Genomic DNA, 20737 nt, shown 5'->3' on the forward strand with positions numbered 1-20737 from the left:
TTAATTTGAGTTTATAAAATTTAAAATATTATGGATAATCTTGAATCATTTATTCCAAGCTTTGATGACCATAATGAATCGGAATCAGATAACAATAGCATGGACCGCAACAATTCAAATAAGACCAATGTACCAGATTTGGAAAGGTACAGTTTCTACGAGATTATAAATAGCTCAGAAGCGCCAAAAAAAGCATATGAGGATTTACTGAAAGACTATCTGGAAAAAAGAAAGGTTAGCCAGCTCAATATGGAAGACTGTTTCAAGAAGGATTTAGAGCGCTATGAAGAACAAATCAAAGGGTTTGAAGCCCTAATAAAAGAGGAAAGGGAAAAACTGAGAGCTTTTGAAAAAGAAGTGGCTTTAACGGCATCTTATAAAACAGAACTGAAGAATAAAATTGATGAGCTAGAGCAAAAGATCCAGAGCACAATGGATACAATGAATAAAAAAAATGAAACAGTTATTATAGATCGCATCAAACAAGTCAAGGATGAACTGGATGAACTCATCAGGACCTTGAGCGAAGTTTCAAAAAACAAGTATGCCATTAACGAGCAAACCTTTAAGCAAAATAAGGATGGTTTATTAGAAGAGAGTAAGTTTTTTAAAAAACTGATTGAGGGTTATGAGGCCATTTTGGAAAACATTAAAACAGATGTAGATCGATACATAAAGAAGGGAGTCAATACAATTACAGCAAATTTTGTACTCTACATCGGATTAACTGTAACTGGTGTTGCTGGATGGTTCTTTTCTATTTTTTCATTTAAATATGGAAATTTCAATTCTGAAAGTTGGTTGTATTCTATTCTAAATGCACTGTATCAATTTGGTGAAAATGTAAAAGAACAAATACCCTTGCCAGAAGGGCTCAAGCTTTTGATCTTTATGATGATTGTGCTCGTGTTTTTATTTTTGGTCCTAGGGCTGGCATGGGCTTGTAGCAAACTTATTTCAATGCTTATTTCTGGGGATATAAACGAACAGAAATTAACGATCAAAGCTGAAATTGAAGACCATATCAAATATGCCCAAAACATTGAGACGTCATCATTTTTGGGAATGTGGCTTCAACTCATGCCTTACATATTTGTTCTAAGTGTCATATTCATCATCTTACAGTCTGGTCTTGGTTCTGGAGACATTAACAAACTCGACTTATCATTATCTGGTCAGGTTGCAGGAAGCACCATGGCCTTGATGATTGGTGGTTTGGCCTTCATGTACATTATCAATGTCATCATTCCTCGCTTTTATATAGATTCTGAAAACAACACCTCAACTTCGAAGCCGTCGGGCTTGCTCAAAAAAAATACAGAGTTGCTCTTTTTGGTCATTTTGTTCATAACAACAGCTTTGGTCATGTACATTAAAAACCTTGAGGGCGCTGCAGAGCTTATCGGATTTCTGACCTGTAGTTTGGTGGGAGGATTTTTGATAGGGATAGCATTGCACTATAAAGGGCTTATTCAAACTCAAAACACTATTGTCAGAAGAGTAACACATTTACAGCACCGTATTAAAATGAATTCAGTACCTGAACCCTTAATGTATACTTTGGCTGAAAATAGACAGTTCTCAGAAAAACTGATTTTACTGGAAGAAGAATTGTTGGATCTTCTAATTCTTAAAACCAATCACATAAGAAATAAATGGCCTACATTCTTAAAGAGCCTTGTGCCAAAAATCAGAAAAAGGTTTCGACGTTTAATTTCATGGACCTATTCCAGCAAAGCACAAGAAAAACGCCTTTTGATGTCTGATGCTGATGGATTTATTCCAATCAGCTCTTTTAAAAGGCTACAATTCCCTATTGAAACTGAATATATTGATGGACTTAGACGTAAATTAAAATCAAGTGAAATAGAATTGATAGATGTTGAAAAGGACCTTAAGGATTTACAAAATGAAAATTTAGATTACCAAGAGAAAAAGAAGTTGCTGCTTAAAGGGCTGGTGCAACAAACGGATCAGAGCCGTAAAAAATATTCAGATAGAATGAAAGGCTTTCGTAAAAGTCTGGATGATTTTAATAATCAAACCTTTGATCAAAAAATGAAGCTGGCATTTGGTTATGATCTTGCGGATTGGTTTATAACTCAAGGAAGAGATAGATATGACACTTAATAACAGATTACTATGAAAACATTTCTACTAAACCTTAAAAATTGGATGTCTAGAGTTTTCGCTGCCATGATCGGTAACTCAAAAGACGAGACCAGTTCAATAAATGATATTCCCAATCCAGATGAATACTTCGAAAGCTCCATAGAAATAAATACAATTGAAAAGGATCAGGATGTGCCTAAAACATTCAGACAGATTCTTTCCGAAATTGGTAAAGTAGGGGAGAATTTCAGAAAGGCAGGTATCAGTGATGGGATGCTCTCTATGAATAAATCAGCTATTGATTCCATTGTCAGTGATAGTGTAAGAAGAACAAGAGCTTATGTTGAAACAATTTTTAAGGGACTTGAGCAAGAGGTTAAAACGATATTAGGCGGTGCAGAATCACTCAGAAGCCAAGCAAATGATTTGCTGAAAATTAATGAAAAATATTTAGGAACTCTTACAAAAGCTTATCAATGGCGCCCCAATTCATTTTCTTTTTTGTTAGGTATGTTTTATGTCGGAGTTGGGTTAATGCTAATCGTTGCCGATGCCATTTTGTCGTTTAAGATTACAAACCAAGGATTTGATTTAACAGCCCCGCACGAAAAATACGGTATGGCAATTGGTATTGCACTGTGTGCAGTATATATCAAAATATATTTTGACATGTACATATTACCATCTCTTGAGCGTAGTGTCACCATGTTTAAGAAAGAGAACTTACCAGGAATTACAGACAACTCTGAAGATATAGAGCGTATAAAAACCGTTTGGAAAATTAGGTTTGGTTTTAATACGTTTTTATTTGCCCTTTGTCTGGTAACAATAATTGCCTTGGGCTACTTTAGGTTTAAGTTCATAAATTATATGGTCGAAGAAAAAGAAATACTTAACCAAGTTTTGACGCAAGGTGAGTTTTCCAATGGCACATTGAATTTACCGACGAACCCAGTAGACCTAAAATCTGTAACAAAATGGGCATTTATCCTATTGGCCTTGTTATTTCCTTTAATTGGTGGCATTTGTGGCGCGATGGGAGTACATAAGATTAGAAACAGAATCATACTGGCAAAGGCTCGATATCGATATAAAACGGCCCAAAAAAAATTAATCAAGCAAGAAGTAAAAGTAAGCGCTTTAGAGCAACAGTTGGCGAGTTATAAATGCTATTTGGATTGGTGTGAGGAAAAAGGTGCTTTTATAAAAGATACAACATCATATTATAAAGATTGTTATTACCATGGTTATGAGCATGGCTTTCAAAAACGAAATATAAACCTGGATTTATTCCAACGAGCATTGGAGATGCGTAAACAATATGCTGCTCATACCAGAAGATTAAATCATTAAACGATACCATTATGAAAATTAAAGTTACATGCCTGATTTTACTGGCCATTCTTCTTGGTTGCGAAGAATTGACGAAGAATGCCTTTGAAGAGGAAAAAGTTACCGAGAGCCTAAGGACTCCAAAAAATATTATTCTATTTTGCGACATGACCACTAGTCTGGATAGTATAAGTATTAGCACACTGGCGCAATACTCAAGGAGACTTATTAATCAACTCCCATGGGGATCAAAAATTGAAGTTTACCCAATAAATAATAGTACATTTTCAAAGGCTATTTTCAAAGAAGAGATAGCTCCATTTCCTAAAAGTGGGCTAACTTCAGATGTAAATAAGGCAAAAAAACTGAGATATATCAAGGCTTTACAATTAGAAAAAGAAATACTTAAGCGCTATGGCTATGAAAAAATAGATACCATCAACCAATATCAAAGCTGCATCATTACCAGTCTGGAAAGTATTCATGGGCTGTTGAAGAGTAGAAAAGATAACAAAAACACTCGTGTTGTTTTCTTTTCAGATATGGTGGAACAATGTTTGGTGTCCTCCGCTGGACCAATTTATATGTGTACCAATATTAAGAACCGAAGACCTGATAAAAAAGAAATTCTTCAGAAGATCGAAAAAAAGTATAATCCGGATTTTAATCTAAAGAACCTTATTGATAATAGAATTTCCGTTGTAATAACATCTGATAAAAAGGAAGAACATAGGTGTTTATTGGATAAGGATTTAAAAGAAATTTGGCAAAAAATATTTGAAAAGGTTGGGTACTCAAAAGAAGATTTTATTTCATTTCATTTTAATCAAAGATTACCTAGTTTTGATTAATTTGGGCCTATGAGTATATATTGTCTACATGAAAATTAACAAATAGAAATTTGTAATCAATAATATGATTAGTTCTTACAACATAAATAAAGAGATTCAGTATGAATCTAACTACTTATCTCTTTGATTATAGATGTTTTGATCTATTTTGATTTTCAATGTGCCAAATTTGTATCGTAATAGCTTTAAGATTGATATATTCTATGGTTTTACTTTCTGCATCGGTAAATAGCAGTTTTAGGTCATAAAGCATATGCGTTATTGTATGGGATAGTTTTTCGATAAAGTGCCAATCATAACTAAACATTTTGTGAATAGTGGCTATGGAAACAATTTATTCAAATTAGATTTATAGGTTTTCCCAATAGGAATAACAAAATCATCGATAAATATTCTATTGCCTTCAATTTCAGTAATGTGTTTTTTGGCAATAATAAAAGATTTATGAACCTGAAAGAATTCATTTTCTGGAAGTATGGTTAGTATATCGGAAATCTTTTCTCTCACCTGAACTTCATTTGAGTTTGTTACCACCTTTACATAGTTTCCGGTAGCTTCAATAAATAAAATGTCATCACGTTTTACTTGAATAAGCTTTTTGTTAGAACGCAAAAACAAGCCTTCTTCTGTTTTACCGCTATTCAAAGTTGGTGTTTCAACGTGCTTAGAGTCTATTTTGTTGATGGCTTTTACAAACCGTTCAAAACTGAAAGGTTTTAATAAATAATCTACAATATTTAATTCATAACCTTCTAAAGCATGTTCTTGATAAGCCGTCGTTACGATAATGTTAGGAGGATTTTTTAAAACCCTTAAAAACTCAAAACCTTTCAATTTAGGCATATTTAAATCAAGAAAAACAAGATCAACCTCATTTTTTCGCAGGCACTCCATAGCTTCAATAGCATCATAACAATTCGCTACAAAACTAAGGTTCGGCAAAGCATCACAATACCCTTTTATGATATCGTGTGCGATGTGCTCGTCGTCAACAATTATATACCTAATCATAATTTTAAAGAAAGCTCTGCAGTGTATACATCATCAACTTTTGACGTATTAAAACTATGTATTTTATCATATGCCAATTCTAATCGTCGTTTTAAGTTGTTTAAACCAATGCCCGTTTCATGTGTCTCTTCAATATCGAAATTGTTTTCAACTCTAAAAGTTACTTCATTTTTTTTGGTGACTAGTGAGATGTTTACAAAGGCATTATGCCTTAAGACTTCTACACCGTGTTTAAATGCATTTTCCACTAAGATAATAAACAGTAAGGGCATTATCTTAAGATTTTCGTTTTCGACCTGAACATCAAATTCTACGCGTATGTCCTTATGGTAGCGCATTTTATGGAGCTCAATATAATTATAGATAAAGTCAATTTCTTGTTGTAATGTAACATATGCCTTTTGTCCTTCATAAATACTATAGCGCATCATATCAGAAAGTTTTAAGATCAATTGTTTTGCTTTCTCACTGTCTTTATCAACCAAACCATAGAGATTATTTAACATATTAAAGAAGAAGTGTGGATTTACCTGGGATTGTAGGTTCAATAGCTCCGTCTTGGCTTTTTCATTCTTCATAGTAATCAAGAACTTGATATTTACAAATAGCCAATGAAAAACTGTAGTAAATACGACTATAAAGTAGCTTAATAAGAATTCTACAAATCCTTCAATCTTCCCAAGAGTATCATTGAATAGTATGATGATTATTCCGACGAAAACCAGTACTAATCTAAATATAAGTATCGGCGCAACCTTCCTCTTACCGATATGAAACTTTGCATTCATGGGTCAATAATAGGTAATTAAATCTCAGCAGACAACTAAGTTGACAAACGACCTCCATACTTGCATAAATATGTCATTTAGTGTGATGAACCGCCTTATCGCACCTCACAGCATTTATATCACCCTAAAGACCTAATACATCCCACTTACTTTTTACAGATGAACTTCAGTATTAGGTTTGCCCTAAATCAATAAGAAAATCGTATGGAACTCATTATTAATAATTTAAGCAAGACTTATGATAATGGCGTAGAAGCACTTAAAAATGTTACTCTAGAAATTCCAAAAGGAATGTTTGGTCTTTTAGGGCCTAACGGCGCTGGAAAATCTACTTTAATGCGCACTATTGCAACACTTCAAGATGCAGATGAAGGAAGCATTCTTTTAGATGATCTCAATGTACAAACTCATAAACATCCTGTAAGACGTATGCTAGGCTATCTGCCTCAGCAATTTGGCCTATATCCAAAGATGTCTGCAGAATTGCTTCTAAATCATTTTGCCGTTTTAAAGGGAATTACAAATAAATTGGAACGAAAGCAAATTATAGAGGCACTACTGCATAAAACCAATTTGTATGATGTTAGAAAGCGAAATCTTGGTGGGTTTTCTGGTGGGATGAAACAACGCTTTGGTATTGCTCAAGCTTTATTGAACAATCCAAAACTACTCATTGTAGATGAGCCTACTGCTGGTTTGGATCCTAAAGAGCGTAATCGTTTTTACAACCTTCTAAGCGCAATTGCTGAAGATACCATCGTGATATTCTCCACACATATTGTTGATGACATTAAAGAACTTTGCACTAAAATGGCCATTATCAATAGAGGAGAAGTGGTTTTACAGGGAAACCCACTAGAACTGATTGAACAATTTAATGGAAAGATATATCAGAAATCCATAAAAAGATCCGAACTAGAGTCTTACAAAAAGTTGTATAACGTCATTAATGACAAGTTATTCTTGGGGAAACCAATTATTCAGATTATAAGTGAAGAAAACCCCAGAAACGGATTTGTTCCCGTAGACCCCAGTTTAGAAGACGTTTATTTTTCTCAAATCAATAACTAAAACTAAGAACTATGTGGTACGAAATATTCAAATTTGAACTAAAATATCGACTTAAACGTCCTGAGACTTATGTGTTTTTTGGCTTCCTGTTTCTATTTTCAATTGTCGGTGTTGACTTCATTTTTCAAGGCGTAGAATTGGGTCTTATGAAAAGGAATGCACCACTGGTTATTGCTAAGACAATGGGTGCAATTACAGGAATTTTTATGATCATGGTATCCATGATTATGGGCGTTCCGGTATTACGCGATTATCAATACGATATTGAAGCACTGTTGTTTGTTAATCCTATTACAAAACGAGATTATTTGTTAGGGCGTTTTTTGGGCTCATTTACAATTCTACTATTCATTTTTAGCGGATTATTCTTAGGAATGGTATTAGGTTCTCAAATGCCATGGCATAAAGCCGAGGATATGTTGATCTTTAATGCACTATCATACCTCCAATCTTTCGTAGTGGTTGTTTTACCAACCTTATTTTTTGGTGCTTGTACGTTCTTTGTTACAGGAATGTTGAGTAAAAAATTGTTGATTGTATATACTCAAGGCATAGTATTGTTTGTCGCATTTCTACTTACAAAATCCATAACTAATGAATATTTACAAGGTTTGTTAGATCCTTTTTCTTTAACCACTCTTACACAGTTTTCAAAAGATGTACCTCCTAACCAGCTTAACGAACTGAGTATTTCATTAAACGGAATTCTATTGCACAGCAAACTTTTTTGGATGGCATTAGGATGTATTATTTTAGTTTATGGTTATCGTAAGTTTTCTTTCAGTGTTTTAGCTAAAAAACCAAAGGAAAAAAGTAAAACTATTGAACGTATTGAAAATGAGAAGCCAATTATAGATTTAGAGCTTCCAAAAGTTAGTTTACATCATAATTTTAAAGCGCACTGCATTCAACTATTTGAATTAACTAAATTCTATACATTATCGCTTTTAAAAGAAACCTCTTTTTGGGCTATTGCCATCTGTGGAATTATAATCATCCTTAGTAATTCAGTAAATCTAGGAACCGTATTCGGTGTCGACAGCTATCCCAAAACCTACTTTATTATTGCCGAATTACAAGAAATGTCAATGTATTTTTTCATTATCATTCTGCTTTTTTATTCGGGGGAATTGATCTGGAAAGAGCGCAATATCAAACAATATGTATTAAATGATGCTACACCTATCCATAACTTCACCACCTTGGCAAGTAAATTTATGTCGCTAATAGGTCTTTATATGGTATTGATGTTTACTTTGATCTTAACGGGAATACTATTTCAAATAGCAAGTGGCTTTTACGAGTTTCAATTGAGGGTTTATTTCTCAGGATTTTTTGTGGAAATTCTTCCGTTCTTAATCTTATACACCTTTATTTCTTTCTTCTGTCAAGTACTCTCAAGGAATAAGTTTATCGGGATTTTCTTAACACTGATCTTTTTTATTCTAAATGTGGCTTCGGAATACTTAGGGTTTGTTCATAGCCTTTATAAGTTTGGCGGCAAGCCTTTAGGCGTATATTCTGAAATGAATGGTTACGGACACTTCTTAGTTCCATATCTATGGGTCAAATTCTATTGGATGGTATTTGGAATCTTACTATTGATCTTAAGCTCTTTATTGATGAAAAGAGGAATACAGATGAAATTTTGGAAAAGAATTGAGTCAATACCTAAGCAATTGACTCAACCTGTATTATTGACTTCCTTATCTTTAACCATAGTATTTATCCTATTAGGAAGCTATATCTTTTACAATACCAATATCTTAAATCCGTATTGGACCAGTTCAGAGAAGGAAGACTTCAGGCTTCGATATGAGCAAATATTAAAACCCTTAGAATATTATCCTCAACCTAAGATTACAGATGTGAAGTTAAATTTAGAATTATATCCCGAGGACAGAAGTTATGAGGTAGAAGGCAGCTATATATTAACCAATACAAAAAATACACCCATTGAAGAGATTCATATCCAGAAATTAATCGCTTCCCATGTGAAATTATCTGATGTTGTCTTTGAAGGAGGAGCTACGAAGGACGACAGATATGCCGAGTTTGATTATTCAATCTATAAGCTAAACCAACCTCTAGCGCCGAATGCGAAGATTGAAATGAGCTTTCAACAATCGTATTTTCCGAAAGGTTTTGAAGATAATCACTCGGATATCAAGATTGTAAATAATGGCACTTTTTTTAATAATAGTATATTCCCAACAATAGGTTATAATAAGAAATATGAGTTGCAGGATCATAGCATTAGAAGCTATTATGAATTACCAGCCAGAGAAGACAAGGCCAAGATAGATAATGCGCTAGAACTGGTTAATGCAAGATCTGGAGGAGATTCTGATGGAATTACATTAGATATCACCATTGGAACTTCTAAGAATCAAACAGCTGTGACTTCTGGTCAACTAATGAAACAGTGGAAGGAAAATGACCGTAATTACTTTCATTATAAAACAGATGGACAGATTATTAACTTTTATTCTATAGTTTCTGCTGAATACGAAATACAAAAAGATAGCTGGGAAACTAAGGATAGTATTGAAAACGCAGTAGACCTGTCGATTTTTTATCATAAAGGACATGACTATAATGTAGATAGAATGATGGATGGAATCAAAGCCTCTTTGAGTTATTATAGCGAGCATTTTGGCCCTTATCAATACCAGCAAGTGAACATTATGGAGTTTCCTCGTTATGGCGATTTTGCTCAGTCATTTCCTGGAGCCATCCCATTCTCAGAATCCTTAGGTTTTGTATTGGATATTGATGATGCGAGGGATGTAGATATGGCATTTTATATAACGGCACATGAGGTAGCACATCAATGGTTTGGTATGCAAGTTGAGGGTGCCAATGTACAAGGAAGAAACTTTATACTAGAAACTTTGTCCCAATATGGAGCGATAATGGTATTGAAATCTAAATATCAGCAAGAGAAAGTAGATCAGTTCCTAGAATTGCAAAAAGAGACATACAATGAAAAGAGGAGGAAAGCGATTTCAGAACCTTCCCTAGCATTGGTGGAAAATGAAGATTATGTCCATTATAATAAAGGCGTAATTCAAATGTATAAGTTGCAAAACCTGATAGGAGAGGATCAAGTCAACCAAGCTTTACAAGCCTTTATAAAAGATTGGAGAAGTTATACAGGGGTTAAAAAATCACAAACGCAACATTATGCAACTTCTGAAGATCTGTTAGGATACTTCAGAGAAGTAACTCCTAAAGAGCAGCATCATGTCCTCTATGAGTTGTTTGAGACGAATACTGATCTAAAATCCGAAGAAAATAATCTATGATAATCCGCTCACTCGGTTGATGTCAAAATCAGTAATTTTGGATAAAAAAGTCCTTGAGAACTAGGTTGAGATATCAAATGAAAAAATTGATTTATTCAAGATAAACTTTACTGGAAATGAACTTATTGGAAAAGATTATACGCTTATTGCGAATTAGATTTAGCAGAGCATATAAGGCCATAAAATCCAATGATTATAGTTTAAAGGCAATAGGAAACAAAATGAATATAGAACCAAACAAAACGTTTTATGCTCTTGACTATATTTTACCATACGAAAAAGATGGTTGGAAATATTGGTGCGTCGCTGATAGTAGTGGAGAAGATGTTATTAATTGGGGTGAAAAATTTGGAATTAAGCACTATTTGGTGTTTGAGATGAAATTTAACTAAATTAAACATCGCTAACAACTTTGGGTACATGAAACTAAGGCCATAATAAATGATTCAGAATGAAAAAAATTAAAAAAGTCGCTCTAAGCATCGCCATCATCTTAATATTATTAATAGTATGGGGATATTTCCATATTTGGCGCTCACCAAAATTTTATTTGGATAAAAACACTTGCGACCCTTTTGAAAGGGTTTTAACCATGGAAGAATATAGGAATTACGTTAACAGCCATGAAAGACCATATGTTTATAACAAAGAGAATATTTTGGTCTTCGGTTCTGAACACACAAAAAACCCAAATGATCCGCAAATAGGATCCATTGAAATTGCATTTAAAGAATTTAAACCAACAACTGTTCTCGTTGAAGGTCGTCTTGGTTTTTTGATTCCATATGCCATGGATCCAATATTAAGGTTTGGTGAAATGGGCAAAGTTGGGGAACTCGCAAACAAAAATAGTATCCCGATGTATTCATGGGATACTCCAAAAAATGAGTTGCTGAAAGCATTACAAGAAAAATTTGAGCCTGAGCAAATTGCACTGAAAGAAATTCTAACGCCTTATTTCGGTAATCTTCGATTTGGTAAGCCAGAATCACCCGAAAAATATGTGGAGCAGTATTTATTCAGGGCAGAATGGCTAGGTGTACAAGACAAAATAAAATCCATAAAAGATATTGACCGTATTTGGAAAAGAGATTTTTCTACTGAAAAAGATTGGAGAGATACTAGCGACCAATGGGGCTTACCAGGATATTTATCTGAAATTGCGGACCATTCTAATTTTATAAGAAACCAACATTTAGTCTGTACGATAAATCAACTATTAAGTCATGGCGAAAGACTATTTGTTATTTGTGGAAGTAGCCATGCTGTATGCATTAAAGATGAAATTAAATCTCAAATATAGCCTAAGGTGGCACGTTCCTCTTAAGATCATTTCCTAAAACATTTGGAAGTCCTACTATAGATAAAAAGGGAGTATTCTATTTATCCTTATCAATTATTATCTTTGATTGAAACTACATTTTGATTGAATTTAATTAATAGATTTACAGATATTGATAAGTCCATAGTTGTTTTACCATTCAGAAATATGAGTGGAGATAATAGTTACGATTACTTTTCTGACGGTATTACAGAAGAAATCATTAATGCACTATCCAAAGTTGAAGGACTTAAAGTAACAGCAAGAACATCGGCATTTGCATTCAAGAATAAGCCTATAGATATTCGGATTATTGGTAATGAGTTGGGTGTTACAAATGCTGTTGAAGGTAGCATTAGAATTGCTAAAGATAGGATTCGAATATCAACTCAATTAACACGCACTGACAATGGCTTTCTCTTATGGTCCGAAAAATTCGATAGACAGTTAGATGATATATTTGCACTGCAAGATGAAATAAGTCTTTTAATTGCAGATAAGATAAGAGAGAACTTTGGGCATATTGAAATTGATGAATCCCTATCAACCATTCATACTCAAAACTTAAAAGCCTATCAGTGGTATTTAAAGGGCAGGCATTATCAGTTAACCTGGAATTTGGTTAATATGGAAAGAGCCATTGACTTCTATAAAAAAAGTGCAAGCATTGATACCAATTATGCAGACCCTTTAGTAGCCATTGGTTGGTGCTATGCCATAATTGCCAGTTGGAGACATATAGACAGAGTAGATGGTCTAAAAAAAGCTAACGAATATCTCGAAAAGGGCTATAAGCTAAATGCAGATTCGTATATGGGGCATTTCGCAAAGGCAACAATTAGTTTTTGGGGTAATTGGCAATTCAAAAAAGGATATCAAGAACTCATACAGTGTTTAACTGTAAATCCTTATTTCGGTGAAGCTAATGAAGCCTTAGCAGAATTATACACTGCAAATGGCCTTTTTGATGAGGCTTTAAAAGAAACAGACCATATTCTCAAAATAAACCCATTATCCCCCAATCATTATTATACAAGAGGTAATATTTTTTATCTAAAGGGTGATTTCAACGCTGCAATAAAGTGTTTCGAAAGTTCTTTAAAGATTGATAAGACTTTTGATTTAAGTAGACATCTAAAACTAGCTTGCCTCATATTTAAAAGGAACAAAAAAGAGGCTATTGCATTTGCGAAGACGTTTTTAAGTGATAAATTTTTGGTCATAATTGAAGAATTGTATAATGCGATTAATAATCAGCAGACTATTGAGTACAATGACTTTCTTTTATCTGATACAGAAAACTTAATGGTCTTTTGGGATTTGTATTACTTAATACATTGCGACAAATTAGAAGACGCTTTAAACCGTTTAGAAATCTTAGTAGATGAAAGAATCGGACAGGTAATCAATTTTCAGTTCGATCCGTTTTTAGAACCTTTAAGACATACAGGCCGATATAAAAAATTAATAGAGGGTGTTTCGGCAAGAGAAGAAATCAAAACATTGTTGATTCCACAAATAAATAATACAACGTCATTACTATTCTCAGATGATGAATCCTCAAAGTTAACGGTACAATTAGGCGAACTTCTAAATAAGTCCAAACTGTATTTAAATCCAGAAATATCCTTGCGTTTATTAGCGCAAGAATTAGATATCAATCCTAATAAACTGTCAAAGTTTATTAATGATAATCTCAAAACTAATTTTAACGAGCTTATTAACAAACATCGATTGCTCCACTTTAAACATATAGCCTTAAAACCCGAAAACAAATATCTTACTTTGCTCGGTTTAGCTTATGACAGTGGTTTTAATTCTAAGACCGTTTTCAACACCTATTTCAAAAAGGTAGAAGGTCTAACACCAAAGCAGTGGTTAAAATCGCAACTATAATTAGTTAAAGCATACTAGTCATCTTTTCCTTTACTTTTCTTTAGAGCTCAATAAGTTCTAAATCTCACTTTATAAGTTCTGAATTTTATTTCAGAACGACTGCCTATACTTTTCACAGCACCTTTGTGACATTAAAATTTAATAATCAGCTCATAAAGAGCAAAAATCGAACAGTTATGTTACACAAAACAAACACAATAAAGGTATTTGTAACCATTGTATTCGCAATACTTACAATAGCGTGTTCCAATGATGATGATATGGTCATAGGAAATCCTTTATCCACAGAAATACAAACAAGGGCAGATTTAACGGCATATTTACAAGACGTCTTAGAGGCTAAAGAGGTGGCTGGTTTCGCAATTAATATTGTACAAAATGATAGTCTAACCTATAATCAAGCATTTGGGTTTCAAAGTATTGAACAGAACCTGTTCTTTAATAATCAATCCGTAATAAATATTGCTTCGTTGAGTAAAACTTTTGTAGCAGCAGCTACGGCTAAGGCCATTGAACAGGGGCACTTTAGTCTGGATACACCAATTAATGAAGTACTTCCTATAGATATCGTTAACCTTAAAAATCCAGAAGCTATTATTACGGTAAAGAGTTTAGTTACCCATACATCAGGAATAATTGATGACCCAAGTACATACATCGCAACAAACTATTTTGTGTTACCCGGTCAAGATATGTCCACAACAGGCGCTAATATTTTGGTAAATCAATTAGGGCTTTCCATTACCAACCCAGTACCATTAGAAGATTATTTAGCCGAGTATTTTATTGAAGATGGAGAACTCTATAGTGCAAATAATTTTATTGATGTTGAACCAGGAAGTACTTGGTCGTATTCAAATGTAGCTACGTCATTAATGGGATTTGTCATAGAATCAGCTACTGAGGTTGATTTTGCAACCTATGTAAAATCGAACATTATAGAACCATTACAAATGAATAACACAACATTCAATGTGTTAGAAGTAGATTTTAACCAGACTGCTGTACCATATTTAGATAAGAACACACCACTTCCTTTATATGGAAATCATGGTTATCCTGAAGGAAGTATACATACGACCAATTCAGATTTAGGCTATTACCTTTTAGATATGACTAAAGGTATGAAGGGCCAATCTAATACTTTGTTTAGTAGTGATTATTATGAAATGCTATTCACAGAGCAACTTGGTTCTGGGATTATTCCAAATTTCTTTGCTGATAACCATGGTGTTTATTGGTATAAAAAAGGAAGCAATTGGATGCATGGCGGAAATAGTTTAGGAGTATCTAGCCATATGGAGATTGATGAAGATGGTGGTTTCGGATTTTCCATTATTTCAAACATGGATGCAACATTTTCCGGTAACTCTCCAAAATGGGAAGAAGTACTATCACTCATTAAATATGCTATTGAGCAATACTTACAGAATAATTAATTCATCAAAAATATACTGAAATGATAGCAAAACGAAATAAGGGAATAGTTCTTTTGGCCGGAGCGACGGGTTACTTAGGGAACTATATTGCTCAAGAAATGATCCTTAAGGGAATTGCAGGAAGATTGGTTGTTCGCAACCTCGAGAAACTTCAACATATTGAGTCATCGAAATTGCAAATAGTAAAAGCGCAAGTTACAGATTCTCAAACATTGAAGGGTATTTGCAAAGATGTCGATACAGTAATCTCGACCGTAGGAATTACACGTCAAAAAGATGGATTAACCTACATGGATGTGGATTATCAAGCAAATCTAAATTTATTGCGAGAAGCTCAAAAATCAGGTGTTAGAAAATTTATTTACATATCTGTTATCAATGGAAATAAGCATCGCGATTTAAAGATAATGGAAGCTAAAGAAGCTTTTGTAGATGAATTGAAGAACTCTGGTCTTGAATATACTATTGTTAGACCAAACGGATTTTTTTCAGATATGAAAGACTTCCTAGACATGTCAAAAAAGGGTAGGGTGTTCCTATTCGGAAATGGAAAACAATTAATGAATCCCATTCATGGTGAAGATTTGGCAAAAGTTTGTTTGAAACTTGTAAATGATCCTGTAAAAGAAATCTCCATAGGAGGACCAGAAATTTTATCACAAAATGAAATTGCTAGTATGGCATTTAAAGCGAACAATAAAAAAGTGAAAATCCTGCATTTGCCAGAATGGACTCGTAAGCTAACGATATGCTTATTAAGAAATCTCACAAAGGTCGAAACCTATGGGCCTATTGAGTTCTTTCTCACACTTATGAAAGAAGATAGTGTTGCTCAACGATATGGAAATCATAAGCTTAAAGATTTTTATTTAAGCGAAGCAAAAAACAGATAGAAGTTATGATACGGAACATATTAACTAATAAGTGCCCAAATTGTAAAGAGGGTCATATTTATAAAGACAAGAACATTTATTTCAATTTTTCAACAAATAAGATGAATAAGACCTGCGACAAATGCGGGTATAAGTTTGAAAAAGAACCAGGATTTTTCTTTGGGGCAATGTATGTGAGTTATGCGCTTGGAGTAGCTGAGGCTTTAATTACCGTGACGGTTGGTGCATACTTCTATGGTACGGCTTTAACCCCAAAATTGTTGCCTTGGATAATTATTGTAGTGATGCTTATGTCATCATTTAACATGAGGGTCTCTAGAATTATATGGATGTATTTATTTAAAAATATATAGGATTTTAATCAAGAAAAATGAGGAATATATTAATTATAAATGGACACCCAGATAAAGAGAGCTTTAATTGGGCATTAGCAGAGGCTTATAGAAAAGGAGCGGTAATGGCAGAAGCTCAAGTAGAAACCATCAATCTAATGGATTTAAAATTCGATCCAAATTTGAAGTACGGATATCGCATACCTTTTCCTTTAGAGCCAGATTTAGAAAGCGCTATTGAAAAGATAAAAGAAGCAGACCACATAATTTGGTTTTTCCCGATGTGGTGGTATGGAACGCCGGCATTGTTAAAGGGTTTTATTGATAGGACATTTCTACCAGGCATCACTTTTAAATACAAAAAGGGTAAGGTTTTTCCAGAAAAGTTATTAAAAGGTAAAACTTCTAGAATGGTTATTACCTCAGATACTGTTAGTTGGTATCATAGTTTGTTTATGAAAAGACCAGTAATCAATCAAATGAAAAAAGGCGTATTGGAGTTTTGTGGTTTTAAACCTGTAAAAACGACCTATTTAGCACCTATAAAGAACTCAACATTAGAACAGCGAAAAAAATGGTTGCATAAAGTGACCACATTGGGAGAGCAGTTAAAGTAAATAAGAATAATAATATATATAATTAAAGAATCATGAAAAACATTTTAGCATTTTCTGGAAGTAACAATCCAGATTCAATTAACGAGAAATTAATACAGTCAGTAATTCAAAAATATAACGATTACGATGTTCGGTTTATCGATTTAAAGGTGTTCGATGTACCAATTTATTCTCAAGAAATTCAGTCTAAAGGGATTCCATTACCAATCCTAGATTTATATAATATATTTCAAGAAAGTGAAGGTTTTATAATTGCATCACCAGAGCATAATGGTTTGCCTTCGGCATTCCTGAAGAATATAATTGACTGGCTTTCTGTAATTACTCAGAGGTTTTTTGATAATAAACCAGTACTATTATTAAGTACTTCACCTGGAGCCACAGGAGCAAGAACACATTTGGCTTTATTAGCAAATTTAGTTCCGCTTTGGGGTGGACAACTAAAGGCAACATATTCGCTAGGTAGTTTTCAGGATAATTTTGATAGTTCTCTCAAAATAATATCAAATGATCAAGAGCTGAAAGCCCTTGATGATGCAATGACATTATTTACGAATAAAAATGTCAAGCCTCCTATGAAAAACAAAGAAGTTGTTGAAGCATACTTCAATGCATTTGCAAAAGGTAACCAGGAAGAAGTGTTAAACATTTTTCATCCAAACTGCTATATCGTTAGTGTTAAAGAAGAAGAAAGACCTAAAGAACAGTTACACGGCATCTATCGCACACGCGAAGAATCAAAACAATTTTTAAAGAATATTGGGTCACTTTTTGAGACTAAAGAATTTGCGGTAGATACTATTGTTGAGGCAGAAGGTAATTTGGTCATTGCCAAAGGGAGATTTTCACATCTTGTAAAAAGTACAGGAAAATTGTTCAATAGCAATTGGGTACAACTATGTGTTGTAGAAGATGAAAAGATAAAAGAGTATCGTTTCTATGAAGATTCTGCCGCACTTATCGAAGCATCATATATTGAATTTGCATAATCATGATATCAAGACCAATAGAACATCAATTCGAGTTTTGGACTCATTTAGGTAATGTAGGAGGCTATATTCATCAGTACGATGGATATACCTCGCTATTACCATTAACAGGAGAGTGGCCATCTAAGATTTACAATCTGCAAAATGCGAATATCGCTCAATTGAAAACCAATATTTTAGAATGTGACTTACCAAAATCCATTGCTCTTGATGCAGAAGATAAGTTAAACCTAAATCTTGAAAAGCAAGGGTTTACTAAAAAGTCGGTAGTTGAAGGAATGTCATTAAAGGTGAAATCCAACATGACATTCAAAGAGAGCTCAAATATTACAGAAGTGGTAGACCAGATCGGTATTCAATGTTTCGCAAACATTGCATCAGAAGCTTTTGGTTACAATATAGATAGTGCTTCGATAATTGGTTTGCTTAAAAATGACAGAACACAATTGTATCTCAGGAAATGCAAAGATCAATTTGTAAGTTGTGGTATTTTATTTCTAGACATTAAAGGGGATTCGGGTTTGCATATGATCGGTGTAAATAAAAAACATAGAGGTTTGGGATTAGGTAAGGAAATGACACAACATTTATTGTTTAATGCTCTAAAAAATCAAAGTGAAAATATTCACTTAGTAGCATCAAAGTTTGGGGCACCTATTTATAAAAATTATGGGTTTTTAAATAAAGGCTACTTGAATTCGTATACTTTATAAATATCGCGTTGTACTTTACCTTAAAGAAAGAGTTTTTTAATTTCCTTTACCTTAGTTCTTCCCAAAGGGATCCTTTTTTCGTTGGTTAGAACCAAATGGTAATCACTAGAGGATACACGCTCCATTTTTACGCTTTTCTTAGCACACTTTTCTTGTACACAAGCTGCCCTCTGAAGTATTAAATGGCTCACTTTATTCACTTAGAAGATGATGTTGTATAAAAGTATAGATACCTTAAACAACCCGGCTTTTGTATTCGTATGGAACGTCCATTATAATTATTTAATACCAAAGCATTATTGTATATTTGATACTTGTAATTTGGATATAAAATGAGGATTAGAACCGAAATTTCTAGCGATTATATTTCAGAAGAGGATAAGAGAATTGCCGTGATAGCCAATGCTCTTGCTCATCCTTTGAGAGTTGCTCTTGTCCGCTATTTGAGCACAAAAAATTGTGGAAAAGGGGTAGATAATGTAACCTGTAATAAAGATTTGGTAAAAATGTTTGATTATGCACAATCGACAGTATCTCAGCATGTTAAAATTTTGAAAGAGTCAGGTTTATTTATTACAGAGAATAAAGACAAGTTTACGTTTTACACTTTAAATAGAGAACTTTTGGAAGAGGTTAAGGATTATTTTTAATCTTAAATTGATATTTATTTTTGAGGTTAAATATATTTTTTATAATTTTATATCGTATATAGACGATATACGTTTTATATGAAAACAAATTACCTTCCCATTGCCGTAATAGGAGCAGGACCCATTGGTTTGGCAGCCGCAGCCCATATCGTTAATAGAAAGGCTCGGCCATTAGTGTTTGAGGTTTCAGATTCCATAGCTGGTAATGTGAAATCTTGGGGTCATGTTACTATGTTCTCACAATGGAAACTCAATATAGATAAGGTATCTCAAAACATTTTGGAGAAGAATGGCTGGCAGGCGCCAGAAGGCGAAACCATTCCTACTGGGAACGACTTAGTCGAACAATACCTGAGACCTTTGTCTCAAACTAATGAGTTACAATCACATATTAAGTTAGGGGCTAAAGTAGTTGCCATTAGTCGTCAAAGAATCAATAAATCTAAGGATGCACACAGAGACCGCGCACCATTTATAATACGGGTACTTGAAAATGGAAAACTAAATTCCTATAAAGCTAGAGCCGTAATAGATGCGTCTGGCACCTGGTCTAACCCAAACCCTATGGGGTCCGACGGACTTTTTGCTGTGGGCGAAAAAGAACATAGAAGTCATATATTTTACGGAATACCTAATGTTTTAGGTGTTCATAAGAAAAGATATCAATCTAAAGAGGTCGCTGTAGTAGGAAGTGGTCATTCAGCTATCAATACCATACTCGATTTGGTAGATCTAAAGCACGAATTTCCTTCTGTAAAAATCAAATGGTTATTACGAAAAAAAAGTATAACGGATATTTATGGAGGTTTGGATAACGATGAACTTCCTGGGCGCGGACGTCTTGGGCATAAAATTAAGGCGATTGTAGAGTCAAACTACATTGAGGTGATTACGCCTTTTTTTATTGATGAAATAATGCGCAGCAAGAATAAATTGATGATTAAAGGCATCTCTGACTCGCATAATAATTTTGTGAGTACAGATGAAATTATTGTTTCGACGGGATTAAGGCCAGATATTCAGCTATTTAGGGAACTACGAATTTCTTTAGATGCCGCATTGGAGAGTCCTATAAGGCTAGCACCATTAATTAACCCTAACATTCATAGTTGTGGTACTGTGGCACCCCATGGTGCCACAGAATTGCAACATCCTGAGAAAGATTTTTATGTGGTTGGCATGAAAAGTTATGGTAGGGCACCAACATTTTTATTGACTACAGGATATGAGCAGGTGCGATCGGTTGTTGCTGCTATAGAGGGTGATTGGAAATCGGCGAAAGAGGTACATCTAGAATTACCCAAAACAGGAGTTTGTGGTGTAGCTAAATCGATAAATCCCAATGGTTTTGATAAGGAAAAAAACGATATCAATGTACCGTGCTGTTAAATTAAAAGCCATTTTATAATTTGAG

The 20737-nt window shown here is 33.9% G+C and carries 18 protein-coding genes; 16 read left to right on the top strand and 2 right to left on the bottom strand.

Translation table 11 applies throughout. The features are described from left to right. Window positions 1-30: 30 nt before the first annotated feature. From ACO052_RS12810 to ACO052_RS12820, 3 genes are read left to right on the top strand one after another with little or no spacing between them, the layout of a single operon-like run. On the top strand, window positions 31-2130 hold the full coding sequence (locus ACO052_RS12810; protein ID WP_422104172.1) for a hypothetical protein: 2100 nt from the start codon (window positions 31-33) through the stop codon (window positions 2128-2130). A gap of 12 nt (window positions 2131-2142) precedes the next feature. Further along, window positions 2143-3465, top strand: a complete 1323-nt coding sequence (locus tag ACO052_RS12815) for a hypothetical protein (RefSeq protein ID WP_422104173.1) — start codon at window positions 2143-2145, stop codon at window positions 3463-3465. Between the two features lie 11 nt (window positions 3466-3476). Further along, on the top strand, window positions 3477-4295 hold the full coding sequence (locus ACO052_RS12820) for a hypothetical protein (protein ID WP_422104174.1): 819 nt from the start codon (window positions 3477-3479) through the stop codon (window positions 4293-4295). 321 nt (window positions 4296-4616) lie between these two features. Here the strand turns inward: ACO052_RS12820 and ACO052_RS12825 are convergent, their stop codons facing one another. Both ACO052_RS12825 and ACO052_RS12830 read right to left on the bottom strand, forming a co-directional pair. Further along, window positions 4617-5306 (bottom strand): LytR/AlgR family response regulator transcription factor, encoded by a 690-nt coding sequence (locus ACO052_RS12825; RefSeq protein ID WP_422104175.1) that lies wholly within the window; start codon window positions 5304-5306, stop codon window positions 4617-4619. Further along, the gene (locus ACO052_RS12830) at window positions 5303-5884 is read right to left on the bottom strand and encodes a sensor histidine kinase (RefSeq protein ID WP_422104176.1); all 582 of its coding nucleotides are present in this window, start codon (window positions 5882-5884) and stop codon (window positions 5303-5305) included. Before ACO052_RS12830 ends, ACO052_RS12825 begins: the two co-directional genes overlap by 4 nt. A 414-nt stretch (window positions 5885-6298) precedes the next feature. Between ACO052_RS12830 and ACO052_RS12835 the strand changes: the two genes are divergently transcribed. The 13 genes from ACO052_RS12835 to ACO052_RS12895 all read left to right on the top strand — a co-directional run bounded on the left by ACO052_RS12835 (window position 6299) and on the right by ACO052_RS12895 (window position 20712). Next, window positions 6299-7165 (top strand): ABC transporter ATP-binding protein, encoded by an 867-nt coding sequence (locus ACO052_RS12835; protein ID WP_422104177.1) that lies wholly within the window; start codon window positions 6299-6301, stop codon window positions 7163-7165. 11 nt (window positions 7166-7176) lie between these two features. After that, the gene (locus ACO052_RS12840) at window positions 7177-10473 is read left to right on the top strand and encodes a M1 family aminopeptidase (protein ID WP_422104178.1); all 3297 of its coding nucleotides are present in this window, start codon (window positions 7177-7179) and stop codon (window positions 10471-10473) included. Between the two features lie 116 nt (window positions 10474-10589). Then, complete coding sequence (locus ACO052_RS12845; RefSeq protein ID WP_422104179.1) at window positions 10590-10865, top strand: hypothetical protein; 276 nt, start codon at window positions 10590-10592, stop codon at window positions 10863-10865. A 59-nt stretch (window positions 10866-10924) separates the two neighbouring features. Further along, a complete protein-coding gene (locus ACO052_RS12850; RefSeq protein WP_422104180.1) occupies window positions 10925-11776 on the top strand; it encodes a hypothetical protein in 852 nt (283 codons plus the stop codon). 123 nt (window positions 11777-11899) lie between these two features. After that, on the top strand, window positions 11900-13690 hold the full coding sequence (locus tag ACO052_RS12855) for a helix-turn-helix domain-containing protein (protein WP_422104181.1): 1791 nt from the start codon (window positions 11900-11902) through the stop codon (window positions 13688-13690). A 176-nt stretch (window positions 13691-13866) separates the two neighbouring features. Further along, complete coding sequence (locus tag ACO052_RS12860) at window positions 13867-15129, top strand: serine hydrolase domain-containing protein (RefSeq protein WP_422104182.1); 1263 nt, start codon at window positions 13867-13869, stop codon at window positions 15127-15129. A gap of 20 nt (window positions 15130-15149) precedes the next feature. After that, the gene (locus ACO052_RS12865) at window positions 15150-16022 is read left to right on the top strand and encodes an SDR family oxidoreductase (protein ID WP_422104183.1); all 873 of its coding nucleotides are present in this window, start codon (window positions 15150-15152) and stop codon (window positions 16020-16022) included. Window positions 16023-16123: 101 nt separating this feature from the next. Further along, the gene (locus ACO052_RS12870; RefSeq protein ID WP_422104184.1) at window positions 16124-16375 is read left to right on the top strand and encodes a hypothetical protein; all 252 of its coding nucleotides are present in this window, start codon (window positions 16124-16126) and stop codon (window positions 16373-16375) included. A gap of 17 nt (window positions 16376-16392) precedes the next feature. Continuing rightward, window positions 16393-16971: an NAD(P)H-dependent oxidoreductase gene (locus ACO052_RS12875; protein WP_422104185.1), complete on the top strand. Its 579-nt coding sequence runs from the start codon at window positions 16393-16395 to the stop codon at window positions 16969-16971. A gap of 32 nt (window positions 16972-17003) precedes the next feature. Further along, window positions 17004-17960, top strand: a complete 957-nt coding sequence (locus ACO052_RS12880; protein WP_422104186.1) for an NAD(P)H-dependent oxidoreductase — start codon at window positions 17004-17006, stop codon at window positions 17958-17960. A gap of 2 nt (window positions 17961-17962) precedes the next feature. Further along, on the top strand, window positions 17963-18673 hold the full coding sequence (locus ACO052_RS12885) for a GNAT family N-acetyltransferase (protein WP_422104187.1): 711 nt from the start codon (window positions 17963-17965) through the stop codon (window positions 18671-18673). A gap of 332 nt (window positions 18674-19005) precedes the next feature. Then, on the top strand, window positions 19006-19323 hold the full coding sequence (locus ACO052_RS12890) for an ArsR/SmtB family transcription factor (protein WP_422104188.1): 318 nt from the start codon (window positions 19006-19008) through the stop codon (window positions 19321-19323). Between the two features lie 78 nt (window positions 19324-19401). Then, window positions 19402-20712 (top strand): NAD(P)-binding domain-containing protein, encoded by a 1311-nt coding sequence (locus ACO052_RS12895; protein ID WP_422104189.1) that lies wholly within the window; start codon window positions 19402-19404, stop codon window positions 20710-20712. Window positions 20713-20737 lie beyond the last annotated feature (25 nt).

This window comes from Winogradskyella sp. (assembly GCF_965228925.1).
Classification (GTDB): domain Bacteria; phylum Bacteroidota; class Bacteroidia; order Flavobacteriales; family Flavobacteriaceae; genus Winogradskyella.